This window comes from Streptomyces sp. NPDC051576, from assembly GCF_040681835.1.
Taxonomy (GTDB): domain Bacteria; phylum Actinomycetota; class Actinomycetes; order Streptomycetales; family Streptomycetaceae; genus Streptomyces.
Genome location: NZ_JBFAZO010000003.1, coordinates 460248 through 486623 on the forward strand (window position 1 = coordinate 460248; position 26376 = coordinate 486623).

The window sequence follows — 26376 nt, forward strand, 5'->3', positions numbered from 1 at the left end:
TTCATTTCAGGTTGTGGAGAACCGTTTGTCCACAGCCTGGAGGTGCCTGTAGCCAAAATGTGCCGACGACCGAACAATCGGTAGGGAGACGCCGCACGTCCGAGGCGCCTCTCCGAGCCACTCCCACGAGGAGGTGCCGTCATGACGGTCATGGAGCAGCGGGGCGCCTACCGGCCCACACCGCCGCCCGCCTGGCAGCCGCGCACTGACCCCGCGCCGCTGCTGCCCGACACCGCGCCGTACCGCGTGCTCGGCACCGACGCGGCCGCCCAGGCGGACCCCGCGCTGCTGCGCCGGCTCTACGCCGAGCTGGTGCGCGGCCGCCGGTACAACGCGCAGGCCACCGCCCTCACCAAGCAGGGCCGGCTCGCCGTGTACCCCTCCAGCACCGGCCAGGAGGCCTGCGAGGTCGCCGCCGCGCTGGTCCTCAAGGAGCAGGACTGGCTCTTCCCCAGCTACCGCGACACGCTCGCCGCCGTCGCCCGCGGCCTCGACCCCGTGCAGGCCCTCACCCTGCTGCGCGGCGACTGGCACACCGGCTACGACCCGCGCGAGCACCGCATCGCCCCGCTGTGCACCCCGCTCGCCACCCAGCTGCCGCACGCCGTGGGCCTCGCCCACGCGGCCCGCCTCAAGGGCGACGACGTGGTCGCGCTCGCCATGGTCGGCGACGGCGGCACCAGCGAGGGCGACTTCCACGAGGCGCTGAATTTCGCCGCGGTCTGGCAGGCCCCGGTCGTCTTCCTCGTCCAGAACAACGGCTTCGCGATCTCCGTCCCGCTCGCCAAGCAGACCGCGGCCCCGTCGCTGGCCCACAAGGCCGTCGGCTACGGCATGCCCGGCCGCCTGGTCGACGGCAACGACGCGGTCGCCGTGCACCAGGTCCTGGCCGACGCCGTACGGCACGCGCGCGAGGGCGGCGGCCCCACGCTCGTCGAGGCGATCACCTACCGCATCGAGGCCCACACCAACGCCGACGACGCGACCCGCTACCGGGGCGACACCGAGGTCGAGACCTGGCGCGCGCACGACCCGATCGCCCTCCTGGAGCACGAGCTGACCGAGCGCGGGCTCATCGACGACGACGGCATCCGGGCCGCGCGCGACGCCGCCGACAGCATGGCCGCCGAGCTGCGCGCACACATGAACCAGGACCCGGTGCTCGACCCCATGGACCTGTTCGCCGATGTGTATGCCGAACCCACACCTCAACTGCGCGAACAGCGCGAACAGTTGGCGGCGGAGCTCGCGGCCGAGCGGGAGGGGACGCACTCATGACCACGGTCGCCCTCAAGCCCGCCACCATGGCGCAGGCCCTCACGCGCGCGCTCCGCGACGCCATGGCCGCCGACCCCACCGTGCACGTCATGGGCGAGGACGTCGGCACCCTCGGCGGAGTCTTCCGGGTCACCGACGGACTCGCCAAGGAGTTCGGCGAGGACCGCTGCACGGACACCCCGCTCGCCGAGGCCGGCATCCTCGGCACGGCCGTCGGCATGGCGATGTACGGCCTGCGCCCGGTCGTGGAGATGCAGTTCGACGCGTTCGCCTACCCGGCCTTCGAGCAACTGATCAGCCACGTCTCCCGCATGCGCAACCGCACCCGCGGCGCCATGCCCCTCCCGATCACCGTCCGCGTCCCCTACGGCGGCGGCATCGGCGGCGTCGAGCACCACAGCGACTCCTCCGAGGCGTACTACATGGCGACCCCGGGCCTCCATGTCGTCACCCCCGCCACGGTCGCCGACTCCTACGGCCTGCTGCGCGCCGCGATCGCCTCCGACGACCCGGTCGTCTTCCTGGAGCCCAAGCGCCTGTACTGGTCGAAGGACTCCTGGAACCCCGACGACCCGTCACCGGTCGAACCGATCGGCCGCGCGGTTGTGCGTCGCCCCGGCCGCAGCGCCACACTCATCACCTACGGCCCGTCCCTGCCCGTCTGCCTCGAAGCCGCAGAGGCGGCCCGGGCCGAGGGCTGGGACCTCGAAGTCGTCGACCTGCGCTCCCTGGTGCCCTTCGACGACGAGACGGTGTGCGCGTCGGTACGGCGCACCGGCCGCGCCCTCGTCGTCCACGAGTCGGGCGGCTACGGCGGCCCGGGCGGCGAGATCGCGGCCCGCGTCACGGAGCGCTGCTTCCACCACCTGGAGGCGCCGGTGCTGCGCGTCGCCGGGTTCGACATCCCGTATCCGCCGCCGATGCTGGAGCGGCACCACCTGCCCGGCGTCGACCGGATCCTGGACGCCGTGGGCCGCCTGCAGTGGGAGGCCGAGAACTGATGGCACAGGTACTGGAGTTCAAGCTCCCCGACCTCGGCGAGGGCCTGACCGAGGCGGAGATCGTGCGCTGGCTGGTCCAGGTCGGCGACGTCGTCGCCATCGACCAGCCCGTCGTCGAGGTCGAGACGGCCAAGGCGATGGTCGAGGTCCCCTGCCCCTACGGCGGCGTGGTCACGGCCCGTTTCGGCGAGGAGGGCACCGAACTGCCCGTCGGCGCCCCCCTGTTGACGGTCGCGGTGGGGGCACCGGCCGCCGACCCGGAGACCGGTACCGAGACCGAGGGCTCGGGGAACGTGCTGGTGGGCTACGGCACCGGGGCGCCTCCGGCGCGGCGGCGGAGAGTGCGGAGGATGGCGGCGGATGTCGTGACCTCGGTGGCGGACGCCCCCGCCGCCGGGACAGGTAGTCGCGGTGACGGTCCCGTACCCGTCATCTCGCCCCTCGTACGACGGCTCGCGCGGGAGAACGGCCTGGAACTGAGGGAGTTGACCGGTTCGGGGCGGGACGGGCTGATCCTGCGGGCGGACGTCGAGAAGGCGCTCCGCGCGGCGGCGGCGCAGGAGGCGACCGCACAGGAAGCGACACTTCTCCCTCCGGCGACGCTCCCCACCGCCACGACCACCACCACCTCTACCGACGGAGTCACCCGCACCCCCCTCCGCGGCATCCGCGGTGCAGTCGCCGACAAACTCTCCCGCAGTCGCCGCGAGATCCCCGACGCGACCTGCTGGGTGGACGCCGACGCCACGGAGCTGATGCGTGCCCGCGCGGCCATGAACGCCGTAGCGGGGCCGAAGATCTCCGTACTGGCCCTCCTCGCCCGGATCTGCACGGCCGCGCTCAACCGGTACCCAGACCTCAACTCCAGCGTGGACATGGACGCTCGGGAGGTCATCCGGTTCGACCGGGTCCATCTCGGCTTCGCCGCGCAGACCGAACGCGGGCTCGTCGTGCCCGTCGTACGGGACGCCCACACGCGGGACGCGGAGGCGCTGAACGCGGAGTTCGCCCGGCTCACCGAGGCGGCCCGGGCCGGGACGCTGACGCCCGGAGACCTCACCGGCGGGACCTTCACCCTGAACAACTACGGGGTGTTCGGCGTCGACGGTTCCACGCCGATCATCAACCACCCCGAGGCCGCCATGCTCGGCGTCGGCCGGATCGTCCCCAAGCCGTGGGTGCACGAGGGCGAGTTGGCGGTGCGCCAGGTCGTCCAGCTCTCCCTCACCTTCGACCACCGGGTGTGCGACGGCGGCACTGCGGGCGGTTTCCTGCGGTATGTGGCGGACTGCGTGGAACAGCCGGCGATGCTGTTGCGCAACCTGTGATCACGGCGGCCCGCACACGTTCCCTGTGATCAGGGCGGGACGCATACTCGGAGGGTGACCGCGCACGAGCCCCCCGACCCCGCACCCGCTGTCGCGTACGACGCCGTCGTGCTCGCCGGTGGTGCCGCCCGGCGGCTCGGCGGTGCCGACAAGCCCGGACTGCGGGTGGGTGGCCGGGCCCTGCTCGACCGGGTGCTCACCGCCTGCGCCGACGCCGGGACCACGGTCGTGGTCGCCGACCCCCGCCCCACTTCCCGACCGGTGCGCTGGGCGCGCGAGGACCCGCCCGGCGCGGGCCCGGTCGCCGCGCTCGACGCCGGTCTGCGCCACACCGCGGCCGACGCCGTCGTGGTCCTCTCCGCCGACCTGCCGTTCCTCGAAGCGGCCACCGTGCAGCGGCTGTTGACCGCCCTGCGGACCGGCGACGCCGAAGGCGTACTGCTCACCGACGCCGACGGACGCGACCAGCCGCTCGTGGCCGCCTACCGCGCGCCGGCCCTCCGCCGAGAACTCACGGAACTCACCTCGGCTGCATCTATCAGCGGCTCCGCCGCGGGCGGCGGCCTCACCGGGCTGCCCCTGCGCCGGCTGACCGCCGCGCTCGACCTCACCCGCGTCCCCGACCCCGTCGCGTCCTTCGACTGCGACACCTGGGACGACCTCGCCACCGCCAGGGCACGCATCAGGGAGCATGGGCACGTGTTGGATGAATGGATTTCCGCAGTCAAGGACGAACTGGGCATCGACCTGGACGTCGACACCGGCATCCTGCTCGACCTCGCCCGCGACGCCGCGCACGGAGTGGCCAGGCCCGCCGCCCCGCTGACCACCTTCCTGGTCGGCTACGCGGCGGCGCAGGGCAGGGGCGGCTCCGAAGCCGTCGCCGAGGCGGCCCGCAAGGCCGCCGCCCTCGCGCTGCGCTGGGCGGACGAGGACACGCCCGAGGCCAAGCCGGAAGCCCCGTCCGACGCCCCGGGTCCGGACGCAGCCGGATGACCGCGCGCGGCACGCACACCGGCGAGCACGCCCAGGACGTCGAGGACCTCGATGTCGAGGAGGTACTCGCCCTCGTGAACGAAGGCAGCACCGGCGGCCCCGCCGAGCCCCCGCAGGGCGCCCCCCAAGCCCCCGGCGCACCCCGCGCACCGGAGTCCCGGCACCGGGCCACCCCCTGGCCCGAGGCCCGCGCCGTCGCCGCACGTGCCGCACGGTCCGGTGGCCGCCGCGCCCCCGTCTCGGTGGCCCTCGACGCCGCCCTCGGCCTGGTCCTGGCCGCGCCCCTCGTCGCCCTGAGCGACCTGCCCTCGTTCGACACCTCCGCGATGGACGGCTGGGCGGTCGCCGGCCCCGGCCCCTGGGCCGTACGCGAGGAGGGTGTGCTCGCCGGGCACGCCCAGTCGGAGCCGCTCAGCGACGGCGAGGCGGTACGGATCGCGACCGGTGCCCGGGTCCCCGCCGACACCACCGCCGTCATCCGCAGCGAACACGGCCGCACCGACGAGAAGGGCCGCCTCCACGCGGCCCGGGACGTCGGTCACGGCCAGGACATCCGCCCGCGCGGCCAGGAGTGCCGCAGCGGCGACCATCTGCTGCCCGGCGGCACCCTGGTGACCCCGGCGGTGCTCGGCCTCGCCGCAGCGGCGGGGTACGACACCCTCACCGCCGTACCCCGCCCCCGGGTCGAAGTCCTCGTCCTGGGCGACGAGTTGCTCACCGAGGGGCTGCCCCGCGACGGGTTCATCCGGGACGCGCTCGGCCCGATGCTGCCCTCCTGGCTGCGTGCGCTCGGCGCTGAGGTCACCGCCGTCCGCCGGCTCCGTGACGACGCGAAGGCGCTGCGCAAGGCCATCACGGGCAGCACCGCCGACCTCATCGTCACCACCGGCGGCACCGCCTCCGGCCCGGTCGACCATGTCCACCCCACCCTGCGCGGCATCGGCGCCGATCTCCTCGTGGACGGCGTCAAGGTGCGCCCCGGCCACCCCATGCTGCTGGCCCGCATCAAGGACGACCAGTACCTCGTCGGCCTGCCCGGTAATCCCCTCGCCGCGGTCTCCGGCCTGCTCACTCTCGCCGAACCGCTGCTGCGGACCCTGTCGGCACACCCCGCCCCCGAGCCGTACGCGCTGCCCCTCCAGGACGCGGTGCACGGGCACCCGTACGACACCCGGCTCGTCCCCGCCGTTCTGCGCGGCGACTGTGCCGTCCCGCTGCACTACAACGGTCCGGCCATGCTGCGAGGTATCGCGGCGGCCGACGCACTCGCGGTCGTACCACCGGGTGGAGCCCGGCAGGGAGAGCCGACCGAACTGATCGACCTGCCGTGGGCGGCGGCCGGGATCGGGGTGTGTTTCACGTGAAACAACCGGGCCATGATGCGATCGCCCGCCAGGCGGACGAACATCTTGTGACCCATCGGGTGGAACTCCCGAAGAAGGTGGTTGAGCACCCCTTCCGGCAGGTGGCCAAGCGGCTGTCCATCGCCCTGTTCCTGCTGATCGCGACCGCGTTGATCGTCTATGCCGACCACGAGGGCTACAACGACAACTCGGACGGCTCGGTCGACTTCCTCGACGCCCTCTACTACGCCACGGTCACCCTCTCGACCACCGGCTACGGCGACATCACCCCGGTCAGTGACAGCGCCCGGCTCACCAACATCCTCGTCGTCACACCGCTGCGTGTGCTGTTCCTGATCGTCCTGGTCGGCACCACCCTTGAGGTCCTCACCGAACGCACGCGGGAGGAATGGCGCCTGAATCGCTGGAGGTCCACGTTGCGGGATCACACCGTCGTCATCGGCTTCGGTACGAAGGGGCGGTCCGCGATCCAGACCGTGTGCGCGACCGGGCTGAAGAAGGAACAGGTCGTCGTGGTCGACCCCAGTGCGAAGGCGATCGAGGCGGCGAGCAGCGAGGGGTACGTCGGAGTCGTCGGGGACGCCACCCGCAGCGAGGTCCTGAAGCGGGCCGAGGTGCACAAGGCGCGGCAGATCATCATCGCGACGCAGCGCGACGACACGGCCGTCCTGGTGACCCTCACGGCCCGGCAGCTCAACCGTGCCGCGAAGATCGTGGCCGCGGTGCGCGAGGAGGAGAACGCGCCGCTGCTCAAGCAGTCCGGCGCCGACGCCGTCATCACCAGCGCCAGTGCGGCCGGCCGGCTGCTGGGCCTGTCCGTGCTCAGCCCCGCCGCCGGCATGGTCATGGAGGACCTCATCCAGCAGGGCAGCGGGCTCGACATGACCGAGCGGCCGGTCATAAAGGCCGAGGTGGGCAGAACACCGCGCGAGACGGACGACCTGGTGGTGAGCGTCGTCCGCGGGCACCGAGTGCTCGGCTACGACGACCCGGCCATCGGGACGCTACAGCTCACGGACCGGCTCATCACCATCGTGCGGGTCTCCCCGGGCTCGCAGGTCGCGCCGGACACCCGGCCGTTGCCGGAGTGACCCACCTTCGGCGGGCGGCCGTATGACGAGGAGTAGCGTCGGGCCCATGCGAGCGATCACGATTTCCGAACCTGGTGGGCCCGAGGCGCTGGTGTGGGACGAGGTCCCCGATCCGGTGCCCGGTGAGGGCGAAGTGCTGGTCCAGGTGGTGGCCAGCGCCGTCAACCGTGCCGACATCATGCAGCGTCAGGGCTTCTACGACCCGCCGCCCGGCGCGTCCGTCTACCCCGGCCTCGAATGCTCCGGCCGGATCGTCGAGGTCGGCCCCGGTGTGTCCGGATGGTCGGTCGGTGACGAGGTGTGCGCGCTGCTCGCGGGCGGCGGCTATGCCGAGAAGGTCGCCGTGCCGGCCGGACAACTGCTGCCGGTGCCCCAGGGGATCGACCTCAAGCAGGCCGCCGCGCTGCCCGAGGTGGTCTGCACGGTCTGGTCGAACGTCTTCATGGTCGCCCACCTCCGCCCCGCCGAGACCCTGCTCGTGCACGGCGGCTCCAGCGGCATCGGCACCATGGCGATCCAGCTCGCCAAGGCCGTCGGCGCCAAGGTCGCCGTCACGGCCGGCACCAAGGAGAAGCTGGACTTCTGCGCCGAGTTGGGCGCCGACATCCTGGTCAACTACCGCGAGCAGGACTTCGTCGCCGAGCTCGCGCGGGCCACCGGCGACTCCGGCGCCGACGTCATCCTCGACAACATGGGCGCCAAGTACCTGGACCGCAACGTCCAGAGCCTCGCCGTCAACGGCCGGCTCGCGATCATCGGGATGCAGGGCGGAATCAAGGCGGAGTTGAACATCGCCGCCCTCCTCGGCAAGCGGGCCGCGATCAGCGCGACCTCACTACGGGCCCGTCCCCTCGCCGAGAAGGCGGCCATCGTCGCGGCCGTACGCGAGCACGTGTGGCCACTGATCGAGGCCGGCCACGTCCGCCCGGTCGTCGACCGGGAACTGCCGATGAGCGAGGCGGCGAACGCCCACCAGGTGGTCGAGGACAGCGGCCACATCGGAAAGGTGCTGCTGGTCGCGCCGTAGGGCTGATGTCGGCTGGGGCCTCCGGCGGTTCAGGCGGCGGACGCGGGGCCTGGTGCGTGCATCCGCGGTGTTGCCGTCGGTCGTCGGCTCGCCCCGTCGCGGCGCCTGCGGCGGCAGCCGCTGTCAACGGCTCTGCCAGCTGCTTCCCCCGCGACCTGCTCCGCCGGGCAGGCCCTCGCCCCCACTACCCCCGCCGCACCCGCAGGCCGATGAAGGCGAGGCCCAGGCCGAGGCCGATGAGGATCAGGCCGCTGCCCAGCGGCAGGATTCGTAGTACGGGCTCGGTGGGGTCCTCGGCGTGGGTGACTGACTGGTGCACGGGCTGGAGGGCGGGCGGGGAGGATACGACCCCCGGCTCGTGCCCCGCTTCCTGCCCCGCCTGCTGGGGTGACGCGGAGTCGGCGGGCGTCGGACCGGCCGAACGGCCGCCGTCGTCGCCCTCGTCCGCCTCCAGCCCGGCCGTGTCCTCGCCGTCCCCTCCGCTCTCGTTCTCGTCCGTGGTCGGCTGCGCGCTCCGCCCCGGCCGTTCCCGTCCCTCGCCCGCCCTGCTTCCGGCCCGGGAGGGCTCGGCGGAGCCATGAACGTGAGCGGAGTCAGGGCCGGAAGCAGGCCTCAAGGCAGAGGCGGACGGGGACACAGCGGCAGAGCCGGAAGCGGGTGCCGTGACCAGGACGCGGCCACCCCCAGAACCTCCGGTCCCGCCGGTGGTCCCGGCAGCCTCCACCCCCAGGCCGTACGCCGAAGGCCCCCCGTAGGGATTCACCACCGCCCCCGTGCCCAGCACGAGCAGCAGTCCCGTTGTGCGTAGCCATGGAGTCACGTCCGTGACCCCCTCCCGAGCAGAGGCGGCAAGATCGACGGAACCAGCGTCACACCGGGCGGGGTCCGCGGCATTCCGGGTTCGGGCAAACGGTGGATCACGCAAGGAGGGGGGCACCACGGTGGGGAGGTGTGCGGGTGCGAGAGAATGGCGGCATGGAGATGCCGAGGAACGAAAGGTCACCGGAGAAGCCTCAGATCCTGGTCGTGGGCCAGGACGGAATGGCGCTCGGTGGCACCGGGGACGAGGACTCCCGCGAGATCCCGGTGACGGAGATGGTGGAACAGCCCGCCAAGGTCATGCGGATCGGCAGCATGATCAAGCAGCTCCTGGAGGAGGTGCGGGCGGCTCCTCTCGACGAGGCGAGCCGGGTGCGGCTGAAGGAGATCCACGCCAGCTCGGTGAAGGAGCTGGAGGACGGTCTGGCGCCGGAGCTGGTCGAGGAGCTGGAGCGGCTCTCGCTGCCCTTCACGGACACCGCGATCCCCAGTGATGCGGAACTGCGCATCGCGCAGGCCCAGTTGGTGGGCTGGCTGGAGGGACTCTTCCACGGGATCCAGACCACGCTGTTCGCCCAGCAGATGGCCGCGCGGGCCCAGTTGGAGCAGATGCGCCGGGCCCTGCCGCCGGGCGTCGGTGACGGCGGCGAGGAGGGTCAGCCGGGCGCCGGACGTGTGGGCGGCCCGTACCTGTAGACACCCCTAGATGCCCAGAGGGCCCGGCAGCGGTCGCTGCCGGGCCCTTCCACATCACGGGGTCAGGACGGGTTGCCCGTCGACACACCCAACTGGATCTCGGGCATCTTCTTGGGGTCCACGTCCGTGCCGGCCGCCGGGAACTGGTCCATGACCGTGCCCTGGCCGTAGGTGTTCTCGTCCTCGCTCTTGGTCTTCACCTTCCAGCCCGCGGCCTGGAGGCAGGACTTGACCGAGTCGATGTACTTGAACTGGAAGTCCGGGATCTGGATCTGGCTGGGGTCGTTGTACGACTCCTCCGGCTCCGTGCACGCGGTCGTCTCGATCGTCTTCGTCTTGTCGCCGGCGCGGTGGCCCTCGACCGCGGTGGCCGAGGTGCTCGCACTGGCGCTGCCGCCGCCGCCCTTCGCGTCGTCGCCGCTGCCGTTGTTCAGCGACAGGGCGACGAGCAGCGCGCCGACCGCGACCACCGCGACGACGGCCGAGCCGATGATCACCGGCTTGCTGCTCCTGCCGCCGCCTCCCGCGGGCTGCGGAGCGAGGTTGTACGGCGGCGGGGTCGAGATGCCCTGCTGCCCGAACCCGACCGAGGGCGGCGTCTGGTAGCCCGCCTGCTGCGGATAGCCGTACGCCGGCGAGGGCGCCGGAGTACCGCCGTAGGGACCCGGCTGGTACGGCGTCTGGACGGGGCCGGTAGGCGCCGGAGCCGACTGGTCGACCGGCGGGAACACCGCCGAGCCGACGCCGGAGCCGCTCTGCGCGGGGGTGCCCGGGACGATGCTGGGGGCCGCCGCGTGCAACGAGGAGGCCACCCGCAGACACTCGTCGCGCATGGACTCGGCGTTCGGGAAGCGCTCGTTCGGGTTCTTCTTCAGTGCGCGGGCGACCAGCGCGTCCACGGCCGGCGGCAGGGAACGGTTGATCGAGGAGGGCGCGACCGGCTCCTCCTGCACATGCGCGTACGCGATGGCCAGCGGCGAGTCCGCGTCGAACGGCAGCCGCCCGGTGACCAGTTGGAACAGCATGATGCCGACCGAGTACAGGTCGCTGCGGGCATCCACGCCCCGGCCGAGCGCCTGCTCCGGCGAGAGGTACTGCGGGGTGCCGACGACCATGCCGGTCTGGGTCATCGAGGTGACCCCGGACTGCATGGCACGCGCGATGCCGAAGTCCATGACCTTGACGACACCGCGCTTGGTCATCATCACGTTGCCCGGCTTGATGTCCCTGTGCACCAGGCCCATCTCGTGGCTGATGTCCAGCGCGGCCAGCACGTCCGCGGTGATCTTCAGCGCCTTGTCGGCAGGCATCGCGCCGAGCTGCCGTACGTCCTCGTCGAGTACGGAGCCGAGCGGGCGGCCCTCGACGTACTCCATGACGATGTACGGCATCGTCGAGCCGTCGAGCGCGTCCTCGCCGGTGTCGAAGACCGAGACGATGTTGGTGTGCGTGAGCTTGGCCACGGCCTGGGCCTCGCGGCGGAAGCGCTCGCGGAAGGCCTGTTCCCGGCCGAGTTCGGTGTGGAGTGTCTTGATCGCGACCTGGCGGTCGAGCACGGCGTCGTACGCGAGGTGCACGGAGGCCATGCCGCCCTCGCCGAGCAGGTCGCGGAGCTGGTAGCGGCCGCCCGCGAGCGCGCGGCCCGCATACCGGCCCTGTGCGCCGTCCTGACTCATGTCCCGTGTCCCCCATCGGCGCCGGTTCGGTGATCGAATGTGCTATTCCCGGCCAAGTCTGCCGGAGGGCACTGACACGTCAAGCGCGGTGCCCGTTCCGTGACCGTACGCGAAAGAAGAGTCGTGGAAGCGTTACAGGTGCTGTACCGGCGGTACACAGAATTTGCACGACGGCCCGTGATACCGATTTGATGGCCGGTCCGTCTCCGGACGATTCCGGCACTGATCCCGGACCGGAGGCTTGCGCTGAGCCTGTAGCGTGGCCGACGGAGACCGTAACAACACCGCGCGCACCGCGGGCAGAAACGACGGCGAGGACTGATGGCACAGCAGCACGCTCAGGGCCCGTCCGACCCCGAGGCGGCTGGCGGCGGAATGTCGGACGCACCGGAGCTGTGGGGCAACGGCGGACTGGTCGGCGACGGCCGGTACCGGCTGACCCGCAGACTGGGTCGCGGCGGTATGGCCGAGGTGTTCGCGGCCGAGGACGTACGGCTCGGGCGCACGGTCGCGGTCAAGCTGCTCCGCTCCGACCTGGCCGAGGACCCGACCTCCAAGGCGCGCTTCACGCGCGAGGCCCAGTCGGTGGCCGGCCTCAACCACCATGCGATCGTCGCCGTGTACGACTCCGGCGAGGACTACGTGGGCGGCCAGTCCGTGCCGTACATCGTGATGGAGATCGTCGAGGGGCGGACCATCCGCGACCTCCTGCTCAACGCGGAGGCGCCGGGCCCCGAGCAGGCCCTGATCATCGTCTCCGGGGTGCTCGAGGCGCTCGCCTACTCGCACCAGCACGGCATCGTGCACCGCGACATCAAGCCCGCCAACGTGATCATCACGCACAACGGCGCCGTGAAGGTCATGGACTTCGGCATCGCCCGCGCCCTGCACGGCGCGTCCACGACGATGACGCAGACCGGCATGGTCATGGGCACCCCGCAGTACCTCTCCCCGGAGCAGGCGCTCGGCAAGGCCGTCGACCACCGCTCCGACCTGTACGCCACGGGCTGCCTCCTCTACGAACTCCTCGCGCTGCGGCCCCCGTTCACCGGTGAGACGCCGCTGTCGGTGGTCTACCAGCACGTCCAGGACATCCCGGTCCCGCCGTCCGCGACATCGAACGGCGTCTGCCCGCCGGAGCTGGACGGCCTCGTCATGCGCTCCCTCGCCAAGGACCCCGACGACCGTTTCCAGACCGCCGAGGAGATGCGCGGGCTGGTCCAGTACGGCCTGCAGATGCTCTACGACCAGGGTGGCCACACCGGTACCTGGAACACCGGCCCGGTGACCGTGGCGAACGGTCAGCAGACCCCGCCGGGCGGCTTCGCCGGCACGACGGTGATGCCGCAGGACGCCTCCGGTACCACCCAGATCCCGCAGCCGATCCTGCCGGGCGGTTACGGCAACGGCGACGACGGCGGCTTCGAGGGGCACGGCAACCACGGCAGCGGCCGGGGCAAGCTGTGGATCCTCGCGGTGCTCGCGGTGATCGCCATCGCGGCGGGCGTGGCGCTGGCGCTGAACAACACCGGCAACGGCAGCGGCGGTTCGGGCACCACGCAGTCGCCGACCACCTCGCAGTCCGCCACGGACGACCAGTCCAGCGAGACCCCGAGCGACGAGGCGAGCGCCTCGCCCTCGGAGACGGACTCGGACGACAGCGGCACGAGCTCCGGTTCGGACTACACGCCGTCGTACACGCCCTCGTACACCCCGTCGGAGACGGCCTCCGAGAAGCCGTCGAGCACCCCGTCCGCGACGGTCTCCGATGAGCCGTCGGACACCCCGTCCGAGACGACCTCGGCGGACCCGACGGACTCGGGCGGCACGGGTGACGACGGCGGCGCGGGTACCGTCGCCGGCGCCCTGGGCGGCTGATCGGGCCTCGGCACCACAACAGCATTCACGCGCGCGTGCGCCCCTTATCGGGGGTCCACGCGCGCGTGCTGTTTACCGGTGCCCCTATGGGGCGTACTCCGTGAAGGCCTCGCACACGGCGTCGTACTCCCGTGTCCACCACACGGCGAGCGCGGAGGCCGCGGGGAACTGGGGGTCCGCGCGGGTGTCGCCGCGTTCGTAGTGCCAGCGCAGCATCCAGAAGTCGTTCAGCCGCTCCCACCACACCCGGTGCACGGCGGCGGCGAGTTCGGAGGGGGAGGCGCGCGCCGCACGCCGGTACGCGTGCGCGTACGCCCGCACCTTCGACAGGTCCAGGGCGCCGTCCGGCCGTACGAAGAAGATCGCGGCGGCGCGTACGGCCTCCTCCGCGCGGGGCTGGACGCCGAGCCGGTCCCAGTCGACGATCGCGGCGGGGGCGTCGCCCTTGTAGAGCAGGTTGAAGGGGTGGAAGTCCCCGTGCACCCACCCCACGGAACCCCCGCGCGGCGGCCGTCGGTCCGCGTGCCGCTCCAGCAGTTCCCGGCGCTCCAGCAGCCGGCGCCTGGCCAGTCGGTCGAAGGCGTCGGCGGGCCGGTGGCGGCGGACGTGCCCGAGCAGGTCGTCGATGAGGGTGAAGGTGTCGGCGGGGTCGGCGCCAGGCCCGCACTCCTCCCGGCGCCCCGGCATCACCCGCTCCAGACTCGCGTGGACGACGCCCAGGAGCGCCCCCAGCCGCCCGCACTGGACGGTGGTCAGCTCGCCGCCGTGGCGGTGGCTGCCGTCGATCCAGGGATGCAGGGCGTAGGCGTGACCGCCGACGACGGCGACCGTGCGGCCGTCGCGGCCCGGCAGCGGCGGGGCCACGGGGACGCCGAGGTCGGCCAGGCGCCGGGTCGCGGTGTGCTGGCGGGCGATCGCCGCCGGGTCGGCCGTCTCGGGGTCGAAGTGGTGCTTGAGGAAGTAGCGGCCCCGGGTCGTGCGGAGCCGGTAGCCGCGGTTCAGGAGGCCCTGTTCGACGGGTTCGCAGGCAACGGCGGACCCGGCGGCGTACTGGCGGAGGAGGGCGCCCAGAGGGGGCGCGTGGGGCATGGGGGGTGGTACACGGAAGCGCGGCACGCGGCCGATGCTAGGGCACGATACAGGCCCGTGAGCTGCGGTTTGTCACAGAAAGTCACCGCTCGGTCGCCAGTGGTCGCTTTCGGTCACAGGGTGGGTCCGAAGTGCCGTTCCGGGCCGCCGTCCGTGGAGTGCACGGTGCTGAGGCGCGGTTCGATGCGCAGATACACCACCTCGCCCCGGGTCGGACCGAAACGTTCGACCTGGTCCGCCGTCGGCTCGTGCGGCTCGCATGTGCCGATCACCTGTACGGACCACAGGCTGTCGTCCGGACCGGCCGAGTCCAGGTTGTCGGCGCCGTACGCGACGACACGGTCCACGCACGCGTGGTGATGGCCGTGGCTCCGGGGCATCCGCAGCAGCAGCCGCTCGTCCGTCACGATGTGACGGGCGGGCGCCAGGAAGGGCAGCGCCCCCAGGGTGGTCGCCACCCGGCCGTGGTCGGCACGGGCGAGCAGCTCGACGGCGAGCTCTGCGTCGGAGGACATGCCATCACTGTCGTCCGGACCGCTGCCCCTGGGGAGGGGTCTTTGGTCCCTAATGGCGCTGCTGCTCGACCTGTCTCCGCGCCACATAGGCCGCCGCCTGCGCACGCCGCTCCATGCCGAGTTTGGACAGCAGACTCGACACATAGTTCTTGATCGTCTTCTCCGCGAGATGCAGCCGCTCGCCGATCGCCCTGTTGGTGAGACCCTCCCCGATCAGGTCGAGAATCCTGCGCTCCTGGTCGGTGAGCCGGTCCAGCCGGTCGTCCTGCTGGGCGCCGCCGGTGCGCAGCCGCTCCAGGACCCGGGCGGTCGCCACCGGGTCGAGCAGCGACTTCCCGGCCGCGACGTCCCGTACGGCGGTCAGCAGCTCGGTGCCCCGGATGGCCTTCAGGACGTACCCGGAGGCACCCGCCATGATCGCGTCGAAGAGCGCCTCGTCGTCCGCGAACGAGGTCAGCATCAGGCACTTCACGGACTCGTCCCGGGCCCGGATCTCGCGGCACACCTCGACTCCGCTGCCGTCCGGGAGGCGTACGTCGAGGATCGCGACATCGGGGCGGGTGGCCGGGATCCGTGTCAGCGCGTCGGCCGCCGTGCCGGCCTCGCCGACCACCTCGATGTCGTCCTCGACCGTGAGCATTTCGTGAACACCCCGGCGGACCACTTCATGGTCATCGACCAGAAATACGCTGATTTTTCCTTCTTCGGGCACTCGGCAAGTCTCACACACGGGCTCTTCCCGTGCCCGAGGTGAGCGGGATAACGTGCCGTTGTTCCGGCCCCCTGCAAGGCTGTGACCAGGAGTTGTTCCCGACTTTCGCGATTTACTTGGAAATCCAAGCAAAATCGCAGGTCAGGAGGGGTTTCACAGAATTGTGGAGCACTGGGTAACGTGCCTTTTGCAGGGCGCTCGCCGGGGCACCTGTCACGCCTGTTCCCGACGAACCGCACCCACCCTGTGCGTCCGTGGGGCGCAGGTGAGCCGCACTGGCACCCGGCGAACCCGGGGAGCCGGACCGACGGAGGAGCACACGTGACCGTGGAGAGCACTGCCCCGCGCAAGCCGCGACGCAGCGCCGGAAGCAAGGCCAAGGGCGCCGACCCGGACCTCGTCCAACTTCTGACGCCCGAGGGCAAGCGAGTCAAGAACGCCAGGACCGCCCCGTACGACAAGTACGTCGCCGACATCACCCCCGATGAGCTCCGCGGCCTGTACCGCGACATGGTGCTCACCCGCCGCTTCGACGCCGAGGCCACCGCCCTGCAGCGCCAGGGCGAGCTGGGCCTGTGGGCGTCGCTGCTCGGCCAGGAGGCCGCCCAGATCGGCTCCGGGCGGGCCACCCGCGAGGACGACTACGTCTTCCCGACCTACCGCGAGCACGGCGTCGCCTGGTGCCGCGGGGTCGACCCGACCAACCTGCTCGGCATGTTCCGGGGCGTCAACCACGGCGGCTGGGACCCGAACACGAACAACTTCCACCTGTACACGATCGTCATCGGCTCGCAGACCCTGCACGCCACGGGCTACGCGATGGGCGTGACCATGGACGGCGCCGACAGCGCCGTCGTCGCGTACTTCGGCGACGGCGCCTCCAGCCAGGGCGACGTCGCGGAATCGTTCACCTTCTCGGCGGTGTACAACGCCCCGGTCGTGTTCTTCTGCCAGAACAACCAGTGGGCGATCTCCGAGCCCACCGAGAAGCAGACCCGCGTCCCGCTCTACCAGCGCGCACAGGGCTACGGCTTCCCGGGCGTCCGCGTCGACGGCAACGATGTGCTGGCCTGCCTCGCGGTCACCAAGTGGGCGCTGGAGCGGGCCCGCAACGGCGAGGGCCCGACGCTGGTCGAGGCGTACACGTACCGCATGGGCGCGCACACCACCTCCGACGATCCGACCAAGTACCGCGCCGACGAGGAGCGCGAGTCCTGGGAGGCGAAGGACCCGATCCTGCGCCTGCGCGCGTATCTCGAAGCTTCAAACCACGCGGACGAGGGATTTTTCGCGGAACTCGAGACCGAGAGCGAGGCGTTGGGCAGGCGAGTGCGCGAAGCGGTCCGTGCCATGCCGGACCCGGACCGGTTCGCCATCTTCGAGCACGTGTACGCGGACGGGCACGCGCTCGTCGACGAGGAGAGGGCACAGTTCGCCGCCTACCAGGCGTCGTTCGCGGACGAAGAAGGGGGTAAGTGACATGGCGGAGACCGTGACGTCCAAGAACCTGCCGCTGGCCAAGGCGATCAACGAATCGCTGCGCACCGCCCTGGAGTCCGACCCCAAGGTCCTCATCATGGGCGAGGACGTCGGCAAGCTCGGCGGTGTCTTCCGTGTGACGGACGGCCTCCAGAAGGACTTCGGCGAAAGCAGGGTGGTCGACACCCCGCTCGCCGAGTCGGGCATCGTCGGCGCCGCCATCGGCCTCGCCCTCCGTGGCTACCGCCCGGTGGTGGAGATCCAGTTCGACGGCTTCGTCTTCCCGGCCTACGACCAGATCGTCACCCAGCTCGCCAAGATGCACGCCCGCTCCCTGGGCAAGGTCAAGCTCCCGGTCGTCGTGCGCATCCCCTACGGCGGCGGCATCGGCGCGGTCGAACACCACTCGGAGTCCCCCGAGGCCCTGTTCGCGCACGTGCCGGGCCTCAAGATCGTCAGCCCGTCGAACTCGTCGGACGCCTACTGGATGATGCAGCAGGCCATCCAGAGCGACGACCCGGTGATCTTCTTCGAGCCGAAGCGGCGCTACTGGGACAAGAGCGACGTCAACACAGAGGCCATCCCCGGCCCCCTGCACAAGGCCCGCGTGGTCCGCGAGGGCACCGACCTGACCCTCGCCGCCTACGGCCCGATGGTGAAGCTCTGCCAGGAGGTCGCCGACGCGGCCGCCGAGGAGGGCAGGTCCCTGGAGATCCTGGACCTGCGCTCGGTGTCCCCGCTGGACTTCGACGCGATCCAGACCTCGGTCGAGAAGACCCGCCGCCTGGTCGTGGTCCATGAGGCGCCGGTGTTCTTCGGCTCCGGCGGCGAGATCGCGGCCCGCATCACGGAGCGCTGCTTCTACCACCTGGAGGCCCCGGTGCTCAGGGTCGGCGGCTATCACGCCCCGTATCCGCCGGCCCGCCTGGAGGAGGAGTACCTGCCGAGCCTGGACCGGGTGCTCGACGCCGTCGACCGCGCTCTGGCGTACTGAGGAGAGGGGCGTGACGACGATGACTGAAGCTGAAGCGTCCGTACGCGAGTTCAAGATGCCGGACGTCGGCGAGGGACTGACCGAGGCCGAGATCCTCAAGTGGTACGTCCAGCCCGGCGACACCGTCACCGACGGCCAGGTCGTGTGCGAGGTCGAGACGGCCAAGGCGGCCGTCGAACTGCCCATCCCCTACGACGGCGTGGTCCGCGAACTCCGCTTCCCCGAGGGGACGACGGTGGCCGTGGGCACGTCCATCATCGCGGTGGCCGTCGCGGGTGCCGCGGCCGAGCCGGAGCCGGTGACCGAGCCCGCGGAGGAGGCGAAGCCGGCCGCACGCACCCCGGTGCTGGTGGGCTACGGCGTCGCCGCCTCCTCGACCAAGCGCCGCCCGCGCAAGGGCGCGGAGATCCCGGCCCAGGAACCGGCGCCGGCCCCCGCTCAGGAGTACCGGGCCGCCGTCCAGGCCGAGTTGAACGGCCAGGGGGCGGCGGCCACCGTCGAGGGATCCCGTCCGCTGGCCAAGCCGCCGGTGCGCAAGCTGGCCAAGGACCTGGGCGTCGACCTGGCGACGGTGACCCCGTCGGGCCCGGACGGCGTCATCACCCGCGAGGACGTCCACGCGGCGGTGGAACCCGCCCCGGCGCCCGTGGCCGCCCCCCAGGTCCAGGTGACTCCGCCCGCCGCGACGCCGACGTACGACGCGGCCCGCGAGACCCGCGTCCCGGTCAAGGGCGTCCGCAAGGCGACGGCCGCGGCGATGGTCGGCTCGGCGTTCACGGCACCGCATGTCACGGAGTTCGTGACGGTGGACGTGACCCGCACGATGAAGCTGGTCGAGGAACTGAAGCAGGACAAGGACATGGCGGGCCTGCGGGTCAACCCCCTCCTGCTGATCGCCAAGGCCCTGCTGGTCGCCATCAAGCGCAACCCGGACATCAACGCGTCCTGGGACGAGGCCGCCCAGGAGATCGTCCTCAAGCACTACGTCAACCTCGGCATCGCGGCGGCGACCCCGCGCGGCCTCATCGTGCCGAACATCAAGGACGCCCACGCGAAGACACTGCCCCAACTGGCCGAGTCACTGGGCGAGTTGGTGTCGACGGCCAGGGACGGCAAGACATCCCCGGCGGCGATGCAGGGCGGCACGATCACCATCACCAACGTCGGCGTCTTCGGCATCGACACCGGCACACCGATCCTCAACCCCGGAGAGTCCGCGATCCTCGCGATGGGCGCGATCAAGCTCCAACCGTGGGTCCACAAGGGCAAGGTGAAGCCCCGCCAGGTCACCACACTGGCGCTGTCCTTCGATCACCGGCTGGTGGACGGGGAGTTGGGCTCGAAGGTGCTGGCGGATGTGGCGGCGATTTTGGAGCAGCCGAAGCGGCTGATCACCTGGGGCTGACGGACGGAGGGGCCTGCCGCTGGCATGCGGCAGGCCCCTCCGTGTAGCTGATCATGTATGGCTGAGCGTCAGCCGATCTTCGCGAACCCGTAGTTCAGCAGCTTCGTCGCGTCCGTCGCGCGCTGGGTGACGGAGGTGGACGCGAGGACCGTGCCGATGACGGTCTTGCCGTTGCGGGTGGCGGCGAAGACGAGGCAGTACTTGGCCTCGGGGCCGGAGCCGGTCTTCACGCCGATCGTGCCGCTGTAGCTGCTGAGCAGGGTGTTCGTGTTGGTCCAGGCAGCCATCGTGCGGGTGCTGCCGGTCTTGGTGATCGTCTTGGCGGTGTACTTCTTCGTCTTGACGACCGTCTTGAACGTGGCGTTCTTCATCACGTTGCTGGCGAGCTTGGTGAGGTCGCGCGGCGTCGAGTAGTTGTTGCCGTTGCCGATGCCGTCGAACGAGTCGAACTTCGTGTTCGTCAGGCCGAGCGTCTTCGCCGTCGAGTTCATCTTCGCGATGAACGACTTCACGCGCGCGGCCCGGGTCGAGCCCGTGCCGAACTTGTCGGCGAGCGCGTAGGCCGCGTCGCAGCCGGACGGCAGCATCAGGCCGTAGAGGAGCTGGCGGACGGTGACCTTGTCGCCGACGATCAGGTGGGCCGAGGAGGCGGTGTTGGCGACGATGTAGTCGCTGTACGCCTTCTGGATGGTCACCTTGGCGTCGAGGTTGAGGTTGGACTGCGAGAGCACGACCTTGGCGGTCATGATCTTCGTGGTGGAGCCGGTCGACCGCTTGGTGTCCGCGGCCTTCGTGTAGAGCGCCTTGCCGGTGGCGTTGTTCATCACAAAGCCGCCCTTGGCCACGATCGTCGGCGTCGTGACAGCCTGCGCGGGTGCCGCGGTCAGGGCGCCGGTCGCGAGCACGGCGCCTGCGGTCACGGTGACCGCGGCGGCTCTGCGGAAGCGGCTGCCCTTGATGCCGGTAATGGCAGTAATCAACTGAGGTACCCCGAATACGTTGAATGCCCCTGAGGAGCGGCCCAGTTGGAGGGGGAAGAAAGTAGGGCCGCAGGTGTGTGACACGTAAGTAGCACAGAAGGTTGTGCGGTTACTCGGGAGGGTTCCACATCCTGGACGGGCCATCCTCATGCGTACGTGTTGTATCTATGCTGTGCGTATGTCGTCCCTGTCCCCGGCCCCGTCTGCGGCCCTCACCGTCAAGCAACCACCCGCCGCCGACCGCGTCTACGCCCACGTCAAACAGGGCGTCCTGGACCGACGTTACGAGGGCGGCACCCTCCTCACCGAGGGCGAGCTGGCCGAGGCCGTCGGGGTCTCCCGGACACCGGTGCGCGAGGCGCTGCTGCGCCTGGAGGCCGAGGGGCTGATCAGGCTCTACCCGAAGAAGGGCGCCCTGGTCCTGCCCGTCTCCTCGCAGGAGGTCGCGGACGTGGTGGAGACCCGGATGCTGGTGGAACAGCACGCGGTCCGCAAGGCCGTACCGGCGTCACCGGCGCTCGTCGCGCGCCTCGCGGAACTCCTCGACCGGCAGAAGGAACAGGCCGCCGCCGGAGACCTCGCCGGCGCCGCCGTCACCGACCGCTGCTTCCACGCCGAGATAGTCCGCAGCGGGGGCAACGAGATCCTCTCCCGGCTCTACGACCAACTCCGCGACCGGCAGCTGCGGATGGGCGTCGCCATCATGCACGCGCACCCCGACCGCGTCGCCAAGACGCTCACCGAGCACGAGGAGATCCTCGACGCGCTGCGCACCGGGGACGCCGAGGCGGCCGTGGGAATCGTGCACCGGCACGTCGACTGGTTCTCCCACCTGGCCCGGGGTGAGGTCCGATGAGCGGCAGCGGTTCGAGCTCCGCGACATCGCTTCCAGGTGATCCGCCGGGCGGCCGCCGCGCCGTCGCCGTGTGGGGCATCGGTGTCTCCGTCTACTTCGTCGCGGTCATCTTCCGTACGTCCCTGGGTGTCGCCGGCCTCGACGCCGCCGACCGTTTCCACGTGGGCGCCTCCGCCCTGTCGACGTTCTCGATCCTCCAACTCCTCGTCTACGCGGGCATGCAGATACCCGTCGGCCTGCTCGTCGACAGCCTCGGCACCAAGAAGGTGCTGACCATCGGCGTGCTGCTGTTCACCGCCGGCCAGCTCGGCTTCGCCTTCTCCCCCTCCTACGGCACCGCCCTGGCCTCCCGCGCCCTGCTCGGCTGCGGCGACGCGATGACGTTCATCAGCGTGCTGCGGCTCGGCACCCGCTGGTTCCCGGCCCGGCGCGGCCCGATGGTCGCGCAGCTCGCCGGTCTCGCGGGCATGGCCGGAAACCTCGTCTCCACCCTGGTGATCGCCCGGCTGCTGCACGGCATCGGCTGGACGGCCGCCTTCGCGGGCAGCGCGCTCGCCGGCGTCGTCGTACTCGTCCTGCTGCTGATCTTCCTGAAGGACCACCCGGAGGGCCACGAACCTGAGCCCTTCCCGCACCGGGGCGCGGCCTATGTCCGCCGCCAGATCGCCGCCTCCTGGCGCGAACCGGGCACCCGCCTCGGCCTGTGGGTGCACTTCACCACCCAGTTCCCGGCGATGGTGTTCCTGCTCCTGTGGGGCCTGCCCTTCCTGGTCCAGGCCCAGGGCCTGTCCCGCGCCACCGCCGGCGAACTCCTCACTCTCGTCGTGCTCTCCAACATGGTCGTCGGTCTGGTCTACGGCCAGATCGTCGCCCGGCACCACGCGGCGCGGCTGCCGCTGGCGCTGGGCACGGTCGGGGCGACGGCGCTGGTGTGGGCAGCCGCGCTCTTCTACCCCGGCGAGCACGCGCCGATGTGGCTGCTGATCGTGCTGTGCGCCGTGCTCGGTTCCTGCGGGCCCGCCTCGATGCTCGGCTTCGACTTCGCCCGCCCGGCCAACCCGCCGGAGCGTCAGGGAACCGCCTCCGGAATCACCAACATGGGTGGTTTCACGGCCTCGATGACGACCCTGTTCGCGGTCGGTGTGCTGCTCGACGCGACCGACGACAACTACTCGATCGCGTTCTCGGTGGTCTTCCTGCTCCAGGCCATCGGCGTCAGCCAGATCCTGCGGCTACGGCGCCGGGCGGCCCGCCGCGAGCGCGAGCGGCTGGTGGCGAGCCGGGTGGAGACGGTGCACGTGCCGGTGTGACGGCACCCCGCCGACCTGGCCCGCCACCCCGCCCGGTGACCGTCCGCCCTACTTCGTGACCGTGAAGTTCCGCAGTATCGACGCGGCCAGCTCCGGATCGCCGTCCGCCTTGACGCGGTCCGTCACCGAGTCGAGGGGGACCCGCCCGCAGGCCAGCCGGACGTATGTCTCCCAGTCGAGGATCAGGGTGGCGGCGGGGCCGAGCGCGGGGGCCGTCTCCAGGGTGCCGCGGCCCTGGATGTCGACGCGGATCGTACGGAGGAACTCGATCGGACCGTGCACGTCGAAGACGACCGCGGAACTGCGCGGTGCGCCGGCGTCCTCGGCCACGATCCGGGGGAGTTCGCCGAGGAGCACGTCACGGGCGATGTGCGCGCCGGGTGAATCCAGGTTGCCGGGGCGGCCGAGGGCGGCGCGCAGGTCCTGCTCGTGCACCCATACGTTGAACGCGTGGTTGCGCATGGACTCTTCGAGCGTGACCTCGGTGCTGACATGGCCGCGCACCTTCGTGCCGGGGTCGCGCGACTCGTTGCGCAGTTGCCGGTTGCGGCGGATGACCGTGTACTCCAGCTCCGACGTCATCTCCGGCGCCGTGTGGTGGCGGCGGACGTCGACCTGCATCTCCATGTACCGCTGGTGCTCGTTGGTGACGTGGTAGAGGTCGCGCGGGAGCGTGTGGATGGGGCGCGGGTCGCCGAGCATCTCGTTGTCCAGCCCGATGACGTGCGAGACCACGTCACGCACCGACCAGCCCGGACACGGCGTTCGCCGGTTCCACTCTCCCTCCGCGAGCGGGGTGACCAGCTCGGATATCGCTTCGATGGAGTGGGTCCAGGCGTCGGCGTAGGGCTGGAGAGTGGGATGCAGACTCACGGAACGGGACCCCTCGGCGGTCGGTACAGGTGTGTTGGTGGCGGGAGGTGGCTGTCGGCGGGTGTCTTGGAACGCTAAGTTACGCTGCTGTGAGGCACCCCGGCAGTGCTTTCGTGTGACGATCGTAGGCCCGTGTGAACGGCTCGAATGCCAGGACGGTGGTAGTGTGCGCGCCTCTCTCCTCCAGATCGCCGTAGAAGAGGGCGAATCGGTCGAATCCCGCCGGGTGCGGATGGGTTCGCTCGTCCGCGAACAGGCCGGTGCCGATCTGGTCGTCCTGCCGGAGCTGTGGACCACGGGCGCGTTCGCCTACGAGCGGTTCGCCGACGAGGCCGAACCCCTCGAAGGCCCGACCTACGAGGCGATGGCCAAGGCGGCGAGCGACGCGGGCGTATGGCTGCACGCGGGCTCGATCCCGGAACGGGACCCTGACGGCCCCCTGTACAACACGTCTCTCGTCTTCTCCCCCTCCGGTGAACTGGCCGCCGCCTACCGCAAGATCCACCGCTTCGGCTTCGACAAGGGCGAGGCCGTACTGATGGGCGCGGGCGCCGAGTTGGTCACGGTCCGCCTTCCCGAAACCACCATCGGGCTCGCCACCTGCTACGACCTCCGCTTCCCCGAACTCTTCCGCGGCCTCGTCGACGCCGGCGCCGAGACCCTCGTCCTCCCGGCGGGCTGGCCCGAGCGCCGCCGCTCCCACTGGACCCTCCTCGCCCAGGCCCGTGCCGTGGAGAACCAGTCCTTCGTACTCGCCTGTGGAACGGCCGGTACGCACGCCGGAGTTCCCCAGGCCGGTCACTCGATCGTGGTAGATCCCTGGGGCGAGATCCTCGCGGAGGCGGGCGCCGGGGAGGAGATCCTGACGGTGGACTTCGACCCCGGGAAGGTGGCGGCGACACGGGACCAGTTCCCGGCGCTGAAGGACCGGGTGCTGGGGCTGGAACGTCCCGAGCGCCTCCGGTGACCGGCAGAACCGGCCGCATCCTGGCCGTACTTGAGCGCGCCTTCCTGGCCCTGGACCGCGGCATGGGCGGAGCGCACCCCCCGACGGCACCCCAGGCGTTCGCCGCCCGGCACCCGTTGGGCTGCGCCACGGCCGCCGGCCTGCTCGTCGCGATACCCGCCGGCCTGGCCTTCGACGCCTTCCGGACGATCCTCGTCGGCACGTGCGCGTGGCTGCTCGCCTGGGCGTGCCTGCGTCTCGAACGCCGCCGCCAGGCCCACTACACCCGCATCGGCTACGACACCGTGCCACGCGGTTCCTGGTCGACGGCTCGTCCCCGGACCGTACTCGCCACCATGCTCGTCGCATGGGTTCCCGTGACGGTGTACATCTGGCTTGTGGGCCGGACGCAGGACGACCCCTACGGCTGGACGGCCAGCGCGGTATTCGGCGTGCTGGCCGTCGTAGGCGGCTACATCGGGGACCGTTCGAAGGAGCGCCGCCGGTCTCGCGCCCGAGCAGAACGGGAACCGGCCCCTTCCCGTGCCCCTGAAGGGCGTTAGTCCTCCCGCTCCTTCTCCGCGAGGTGGATCACGCACACCGCCACCGCGATCAGCAGCGCCGCGTCCGCGTCGTCCCGGACGATGTCGACGCCGTAGGTCTCCCGGATGTGCAGCCAGCGCCGGGAGATCTGGGCGAGCAGTTCGCCGTCGTAGTCAATGCCGAACTCGCGGTCGAGGATCTTGCCGCTGACGTCGAGTTCGGTGCCGTCCACCAGGGACACCCGGTAGTGGTTGCGCAGCAGCGAGAACCGCTTGTGCTTGATGGTCGCGAGGGGTTCGCCGTCCCGTTCGATGACCATCGTGTCGCGCAGGGCGAGCATCTTCTTGTGGATGTCGATGAGCACGCGCCCGTGCGTGTCCTTCAACTCGAAGGTGTCCCTGATGCGCATGGCCTTGCCGTCGACCAGGAACACCTTGTTGCCGTTCTGGTCCTCGATCCAGTAATCCTCACCGAAGCCGAGGATCCGATCGCGTACGAGGAATCTCATGCTGTTACGGCTTCCCCGGCAGCCGGTCCGAAACGCCGCCGATAGGCCGACGGGCTCAACCCGGTCTCCCGCCGCAGCCGCACGCGAAGGTTCGCGCCGGTCCCCAGTCCGCAGTGGGCCGCCACCACATCCAGCCGCTCCTCCCCACGCTCGATCAGCCGGCACGCCAAGGCCACCCGCTCCCCGGTCAGCCAGGCGAGCGGAGTCGTCCCGAGCTGCGCCCTGAAGCGCCGGTGCAGGGTCGCGGGGGAGACGGCGGCACGGCCGGCCAACTCACCCACCGTCAACGGCCCCCCCAACCTCTCCCGCGCCCACGCGAGCAGCGGCGCCAGCGACTCGTCCGGCACGTCCGGCAACGGCCGCTCCACGAACTGCCGCTGCCCACCGTCCCGATGGGACGCGAAGACCAGCCTCCGGGACACGGCATTGGCGATCTCGGCGCCGTAGTCCCGCCGGATGACATGCAGCCCCAGGTCGAGCGCCGCCGCGCTCCCGGAGGCGGTGAGGAGATCCCCGTCGTCGACGAACAGGACATCCGGTTCGAGCCGCACGCGCGGGTGCAGGGCGCGGAAGGTGTCGGCCCACATCCAGTGCGTGGTGGCCCGCCGCCCGTCGAGCAGCCCGGCCTCGGCGAGCGCGAAGGTACCGGTGCACAGACTCATCACCCGTGCTCCACGCGCGTGCGCGCGCCGGATCGCGTCGAGTACGGCGGCCCCGCGGCGTACGACGTTGTCGGGCCGCCCCGGTACGACGAGGGTGTCCACCGTGTCCACGGCGTCGAGCCCGTGCGTACCGCTGACCGTGAAGAACCCGTGATTCATCCGCACCTCACGCGCGGGCGTGCACACCAGGACCTCGTAGAGCGGCTCGGGCAGGCCGAGTTCGGGCCGGGGGAGTCCGAACAGTTCGGTGGCGACGCCGACTTCGAAGGGGTTCGTGCCTTCGTCGACGATGACGGCGACGCGGTGGGGTTGTGTCGGGGGCTGAGAGGATCCTTTCGGCATGTGCGATT

25 protein-coding genes are annotated in these 26376 nt (G+C 71.1%); 16 read left to right on the top strand and 9 right to left on the bottom strand.

The features are described 5' to 3' along the window. Nucleotides 1-141 precede the first annotated feature (141 nt). From pdhA (AB0M63_RS11910) to AB0M63_RS11940, 7 genes are read left to right on the top strand one after another with little or no spacing between them, the layout of a single operon-like run. Complete coding sequence (gene pdhA / locus AB0M63_RS11910; protein WP_366019261.1) at nt 142-1278, top strand: pyruvate dehydrogenase (acetyl-transferring) E1 component subunit alpha; 1137 nt, start codon at nt 142-144, stop codon at nt 1276-1278. Beyond that, the gene (locus AB0M63_RS11915) at nt 1275-2279 is read left to right on the top strand and encodes an alpha-ketoacid dehydrogenase subunit beta (RefSeq protein WP_355919805.1); all 1005 of its coding nucleotides are present in this window, start codon (nt 1275-1277) and stop codon (nt 2277-2279) included. The genes pdhA (AB0M63_RS11910) and AB0M63_RS11915 overlap by 4 nt, the downstream gene beginning before the upstream one ends. Further along, nucleotides 2279-3607 (top strand): dihydrolipoamide acetyltransferase family protein, encoded by a 1329-nt coding sequence (locus tag AB0M63_RS11920; protein ID WP_366019262.1) that lies wholly within the window; start codon nt 2279-2281, stop codon nt 3605-3607. Before AB0M63_RS11915 ends, AB0M63_RS11920 begins: the two co-directional genes overlap by 1 nt. 54 nt (nt 3608-3661) lie before the next feature. After that, nucleotides 3662-4603: an NTP transferase domain-containing protein gene (locus AB0M63_RS11925; protein ID WP_366019263.1), complete on the top strand. Its 942-nt coding sequence runs from the start codon at nt 3662-3664 to the stop codon at nt 4601-4603. After that, nucleotides 4600-5967: a molybdopterin molybdotransferase MoeA gene (locus AB0M63_RS11930; RefSeq protein ID WP_366019264.1), complete on the top strand. Its 1368-nt coding sequence runs from the start codon at nt 4600-4602 to the stop codon at nt 5965-5967. Before AB0M63_RS11925 ends, AB0M63_RS11930 begins: the two co-directional genes overlap by 4 nt. Next, the gene (locus AB0M63_RS11935; protein WP_366019265.1) at nt 5964-7058 is read left to right on the top strand and encodes an NAD-binding protein; all 1095 of its coding nucleotides are present in this window, start codon (nt 5964-5966) and stop codon (nt 7056-7058) included. The genes AB0M63_RS11930 and AB0M63_RS11935 overlap by 4 nt, the downstream gene beginning before the upstream one ends. A gap of 46 nt (nt 7059-7104) precedes the next feature. Then, a complete protein-coding gene (locus tag AB0M63_RS11940; RefSeq protein ID WP_366019266.1) occupies nt 7105-8085 on the top strand; it encodes an NAD(P)H-quinone oxidoreductase in 981 nt (326 codons plus the stop codon). Between the two features lie 184 nt (nt 8086-8269). On the opposite strand, the gene AB0M63_RS11945 is transcribed toward AB0M63_RS11940, so the two are convergent. Beyond that, nucleotides 8270-8701: a hypothetical protein gene (locus AB0M63_RS11945; protein WP_366019267.1), complete on the bottom strand. Its 432-nt coding sequence runs from the start codon at nt 8699-8701 to the stop codon at nt 8270-8272. 359 nt (nt 8702-9060) lie between these two features. Between AB0M63_RS11945 and AB0M63_RS11950 the strand changes: the two genes are divergently transcribed. Next, nucleotides 9061-9600: a bacterial proteasome activator family protein gene (locus AB0M63_RS11950; protein WP_355919784.1), complete on the top strand. Its 540-nt coding sequence runs from the start codon at nt 9061-9063 to the stop codon at nt 9598-9600. Between the two features lie 62 nt (nt 9601-9662). Here the strand turns inward: AB0M63_RS11950 and AB0M63_RS11955 are convergent, their stop codons facing one another. Then, entirely contained in the window at nt 9663-11276 is a 1614-nt protein-coding gene (locus tag AB0M63_RS11955; protein WP_355921921.1) for a protein kinase, read from the bottom strand. A 321-nt stretch (nt 11277-11597) separates the two neighbouring features. On the opposite strand from AB0M63_RS11955, the gene AB0M63_RS11960 reads away from it, so the two are divergent. Next, entirely contained in the window at nt 11598-13154 is a 1557-nt protein-coding gene (locus AB0M63_RS11960) for a protein kinase (protein ID WP_355921924.1), read from the top strand. A gap of 84 nt (nt 13155-13238) precedes the next feature. Here the strand turns inward: AB0M63_RS11960 and AB0M63_RS11965 are convergent, their stop codons facing one another. The 3 genes from AB0M63_RS11965 to AB0M63_RS11975 form a co-directional block, all read right to left on the bottom strand. Beyond that, complete coding sequence (locus AB0M63_RS11965) at nt 13239-14243, bottom strand: phosphotransferase (RefSeq protein ID WP_366019479.1); 1005 nt, start codon at nt 14241-14243, stop codon at nt 13239-13241. A gap of 113 nt (nt 14244-14356) precedes the next feature. After that, the gene (locus AB0M63_RS11970) at nt 14357-14758 is read right to left on the bottom strand and encodes a pyridoxamine 5'-phosphate oxidase family protein (protein WP_366019268.1); all 402 of its coding nucleotides are present in this window, start codon (nt 14756-14758) and stop codon (nt 14357-14359) included. A gap of 49 nt (nt 14759-14807) precedes the next feature. After that, on the bottom strand, nt 14808-15470 hold the full coding sequence (locus AB0M63_RS11975) for a response regulator transcription factor (protein ID WP_366019269.1): 663 nt from the start codon (nt 15468-15470) through the stop codon (nt 14808-14810). Between the two features lie 321 nt (nt 15471-15791). On the opposite strand from AB0M63_RS11975, the gene pdhA (AB0M63_RS11980) reads away from it, so the two are divergent. The 3 genes from pdhA (AB0M63_RS11980) to AB0M63_RS11990 are packed head-to-tail and all read left to right on the top strand — an operon-like array spanning nt 15792 to nt 19348. After that, nucleotides 15792-16949 carry a pyruvate dehydrogenase (acetyl-transferring) E1 component subunit alpha gene (pdhA, locus tag AB0M63_RS11980; protein WP_366019270.1) on the top strand — a complete coding sequence of 386 codons (1158 nt, stop codon included), beginning with the start codon at nt 15792-15794 and terminating at the stop codon, nt 16947-16949. A gap of 1 nt (nt 16950) precedes the next feature. Next, on the top strand, nt 16951-17943 hold the full coding sequence (locus tag AB0M63_RS11985) for an alpha-ketoacid dehydrogenase subunit beta (protein WP_366019271.1): 993 nt from the start codon (nt 16951-16953) through the stop codon (nt 17941-17943). A 10-nt stretch (nt 17944-17953) separates the two neighbouring features. Beyond that, on the top strand, nt 17954-19348 hold the full coding sequence (locus AB0M63_RS11990) for a dihydrolipoamide acetyltransferase family protein (protein ID WP_366019272.1): 1395 nt from the start codon (nt 17954-17956) through the stop codon (nt 19346-19348). Nucleotides 19349-19416: 68 nt separating this feature from the next. Here AB0M63_RS11990 and AB0M63_RS11995 read toward each other — a convergent pair whose 3' ends face one another. Then, on the bottom strand, nt 19417-20328 hold the full coding sequence (locus AB0M63_RS11995; RefSeq protein ID WP_355921952.1) for a serine hydrolase: 912 nt from the start codon (nt 20326-20328) through the stop codon (nt 19417-19419). 178 nt (nt 20329-20506) lie between these two features. Here AB0M63_RS11995 and AB0M63_RS12000 point away from each other — a divergent pair, with 178 nt between their 5' ends. Continuing rightward, complete coding sequence (locus AB0M63_RS12000) at nt 20507-21184, top strand: GntR family transcriptional regulator (protein WP_355921955.1); 678 nt, start codon at nt 20507-20509, stop codon at nt 21182-21184. Then, the gene (locus AB0M63_RS12005; RefSeq protein WP_355921958.1) at nt 21181-22494 is read left to right on the top strand and encodes an MFS transporter; all 1314 of its coding nucleotides are present in this window, start codon (nt 21181-21183) and stop codon (nt 22492-22494) included. The genes AB0M63_RS12000 and AB0M63_RS12005 overlap by 4 nt, the downstream gene beginning before the upstream one ends. Before the next feature lie 48 nt (nt 22495-22542). On the opposite strand, the gene AB0M63_RS12010 is transcribed toward AB0M63_RS12005, so the two are convergent. Next, nucleotides 22543-23367, bottom strand: coding sequence for a maleylpyruvate isomerase family mycothiol-dependent enzyme (locus tag AB0M63_RS12010; protein WP_355921961.1), 825 nt, complete (start codon nt 23365-23367; stop codon nt 22543-22545). A 166-nt stretch (nt 23368-23533) separates the two neighbouring features. Between AB0M63_RS12010 and AB0M63_RS12015 the strand changes: the two genes are divergently transcribed. Beyond that, on the top strand, nt 23534-24334 hold the full coding sequence (locus tag AB0M63_RS12015) for a carbon-nitrogen family hydrolase (RefSeq protein ID WP_366019273.1): 801 nt from the start codon (nt 23534-23536) through the stop codon (nt 24332-24334). Then, nucleotides 24331-24876: a hypothetical protein gene (locus AB0M63_RS12020; protein ID WP_366019274.1), complete on the top strand. Its 546-nt coding sequence runs from the start codon at nt 24331-24333 to the stop codon at nt 24874-24876. Before AB0M63_RS12015 ends, AB0M63_RS12020 begins: the two co-directional genes overlap by 4 nt. On the opposite strand, the gene AB0M63_RS12025 is transcribed toward AB0M63_RS12020, so the two are convergent. Together AB0M63_RS12025 and AB0M63_RS12030 are read right to left on the bottom strand one after the other, a co-directional pair. After that, nucleotides 24873-25364, bottom strand: a complete 492-nt coding sequence (locus AB0M63_RS12025; RefSeq protein WP_355921969.1) for an LURP-one-related family protein — start codon at nt 25362-25364, stop codon at nt 24873-24875. The genes AB0M63_RS12020 and AB0M63_RS12025 overlap by 4 nt on opposite strands. Continuing rightward, a complete protein-coding gene (locus AB0M63_RS12030) occupies nt 25361-26368 on the bottom strand; it encodes a helix-turn-helix domain-containing protein (RefSeq protein ID WP_366019275.1) in 1008 nt (335 codons plus the stop codon). The genes AB0M63_RS12025 and AB0M63_RS12030 overlap by 4 nt, the downstream gene beginning before the upstream one ends. Nucleotides 26369-26376 lie beyond the last annotated feature (8 nt).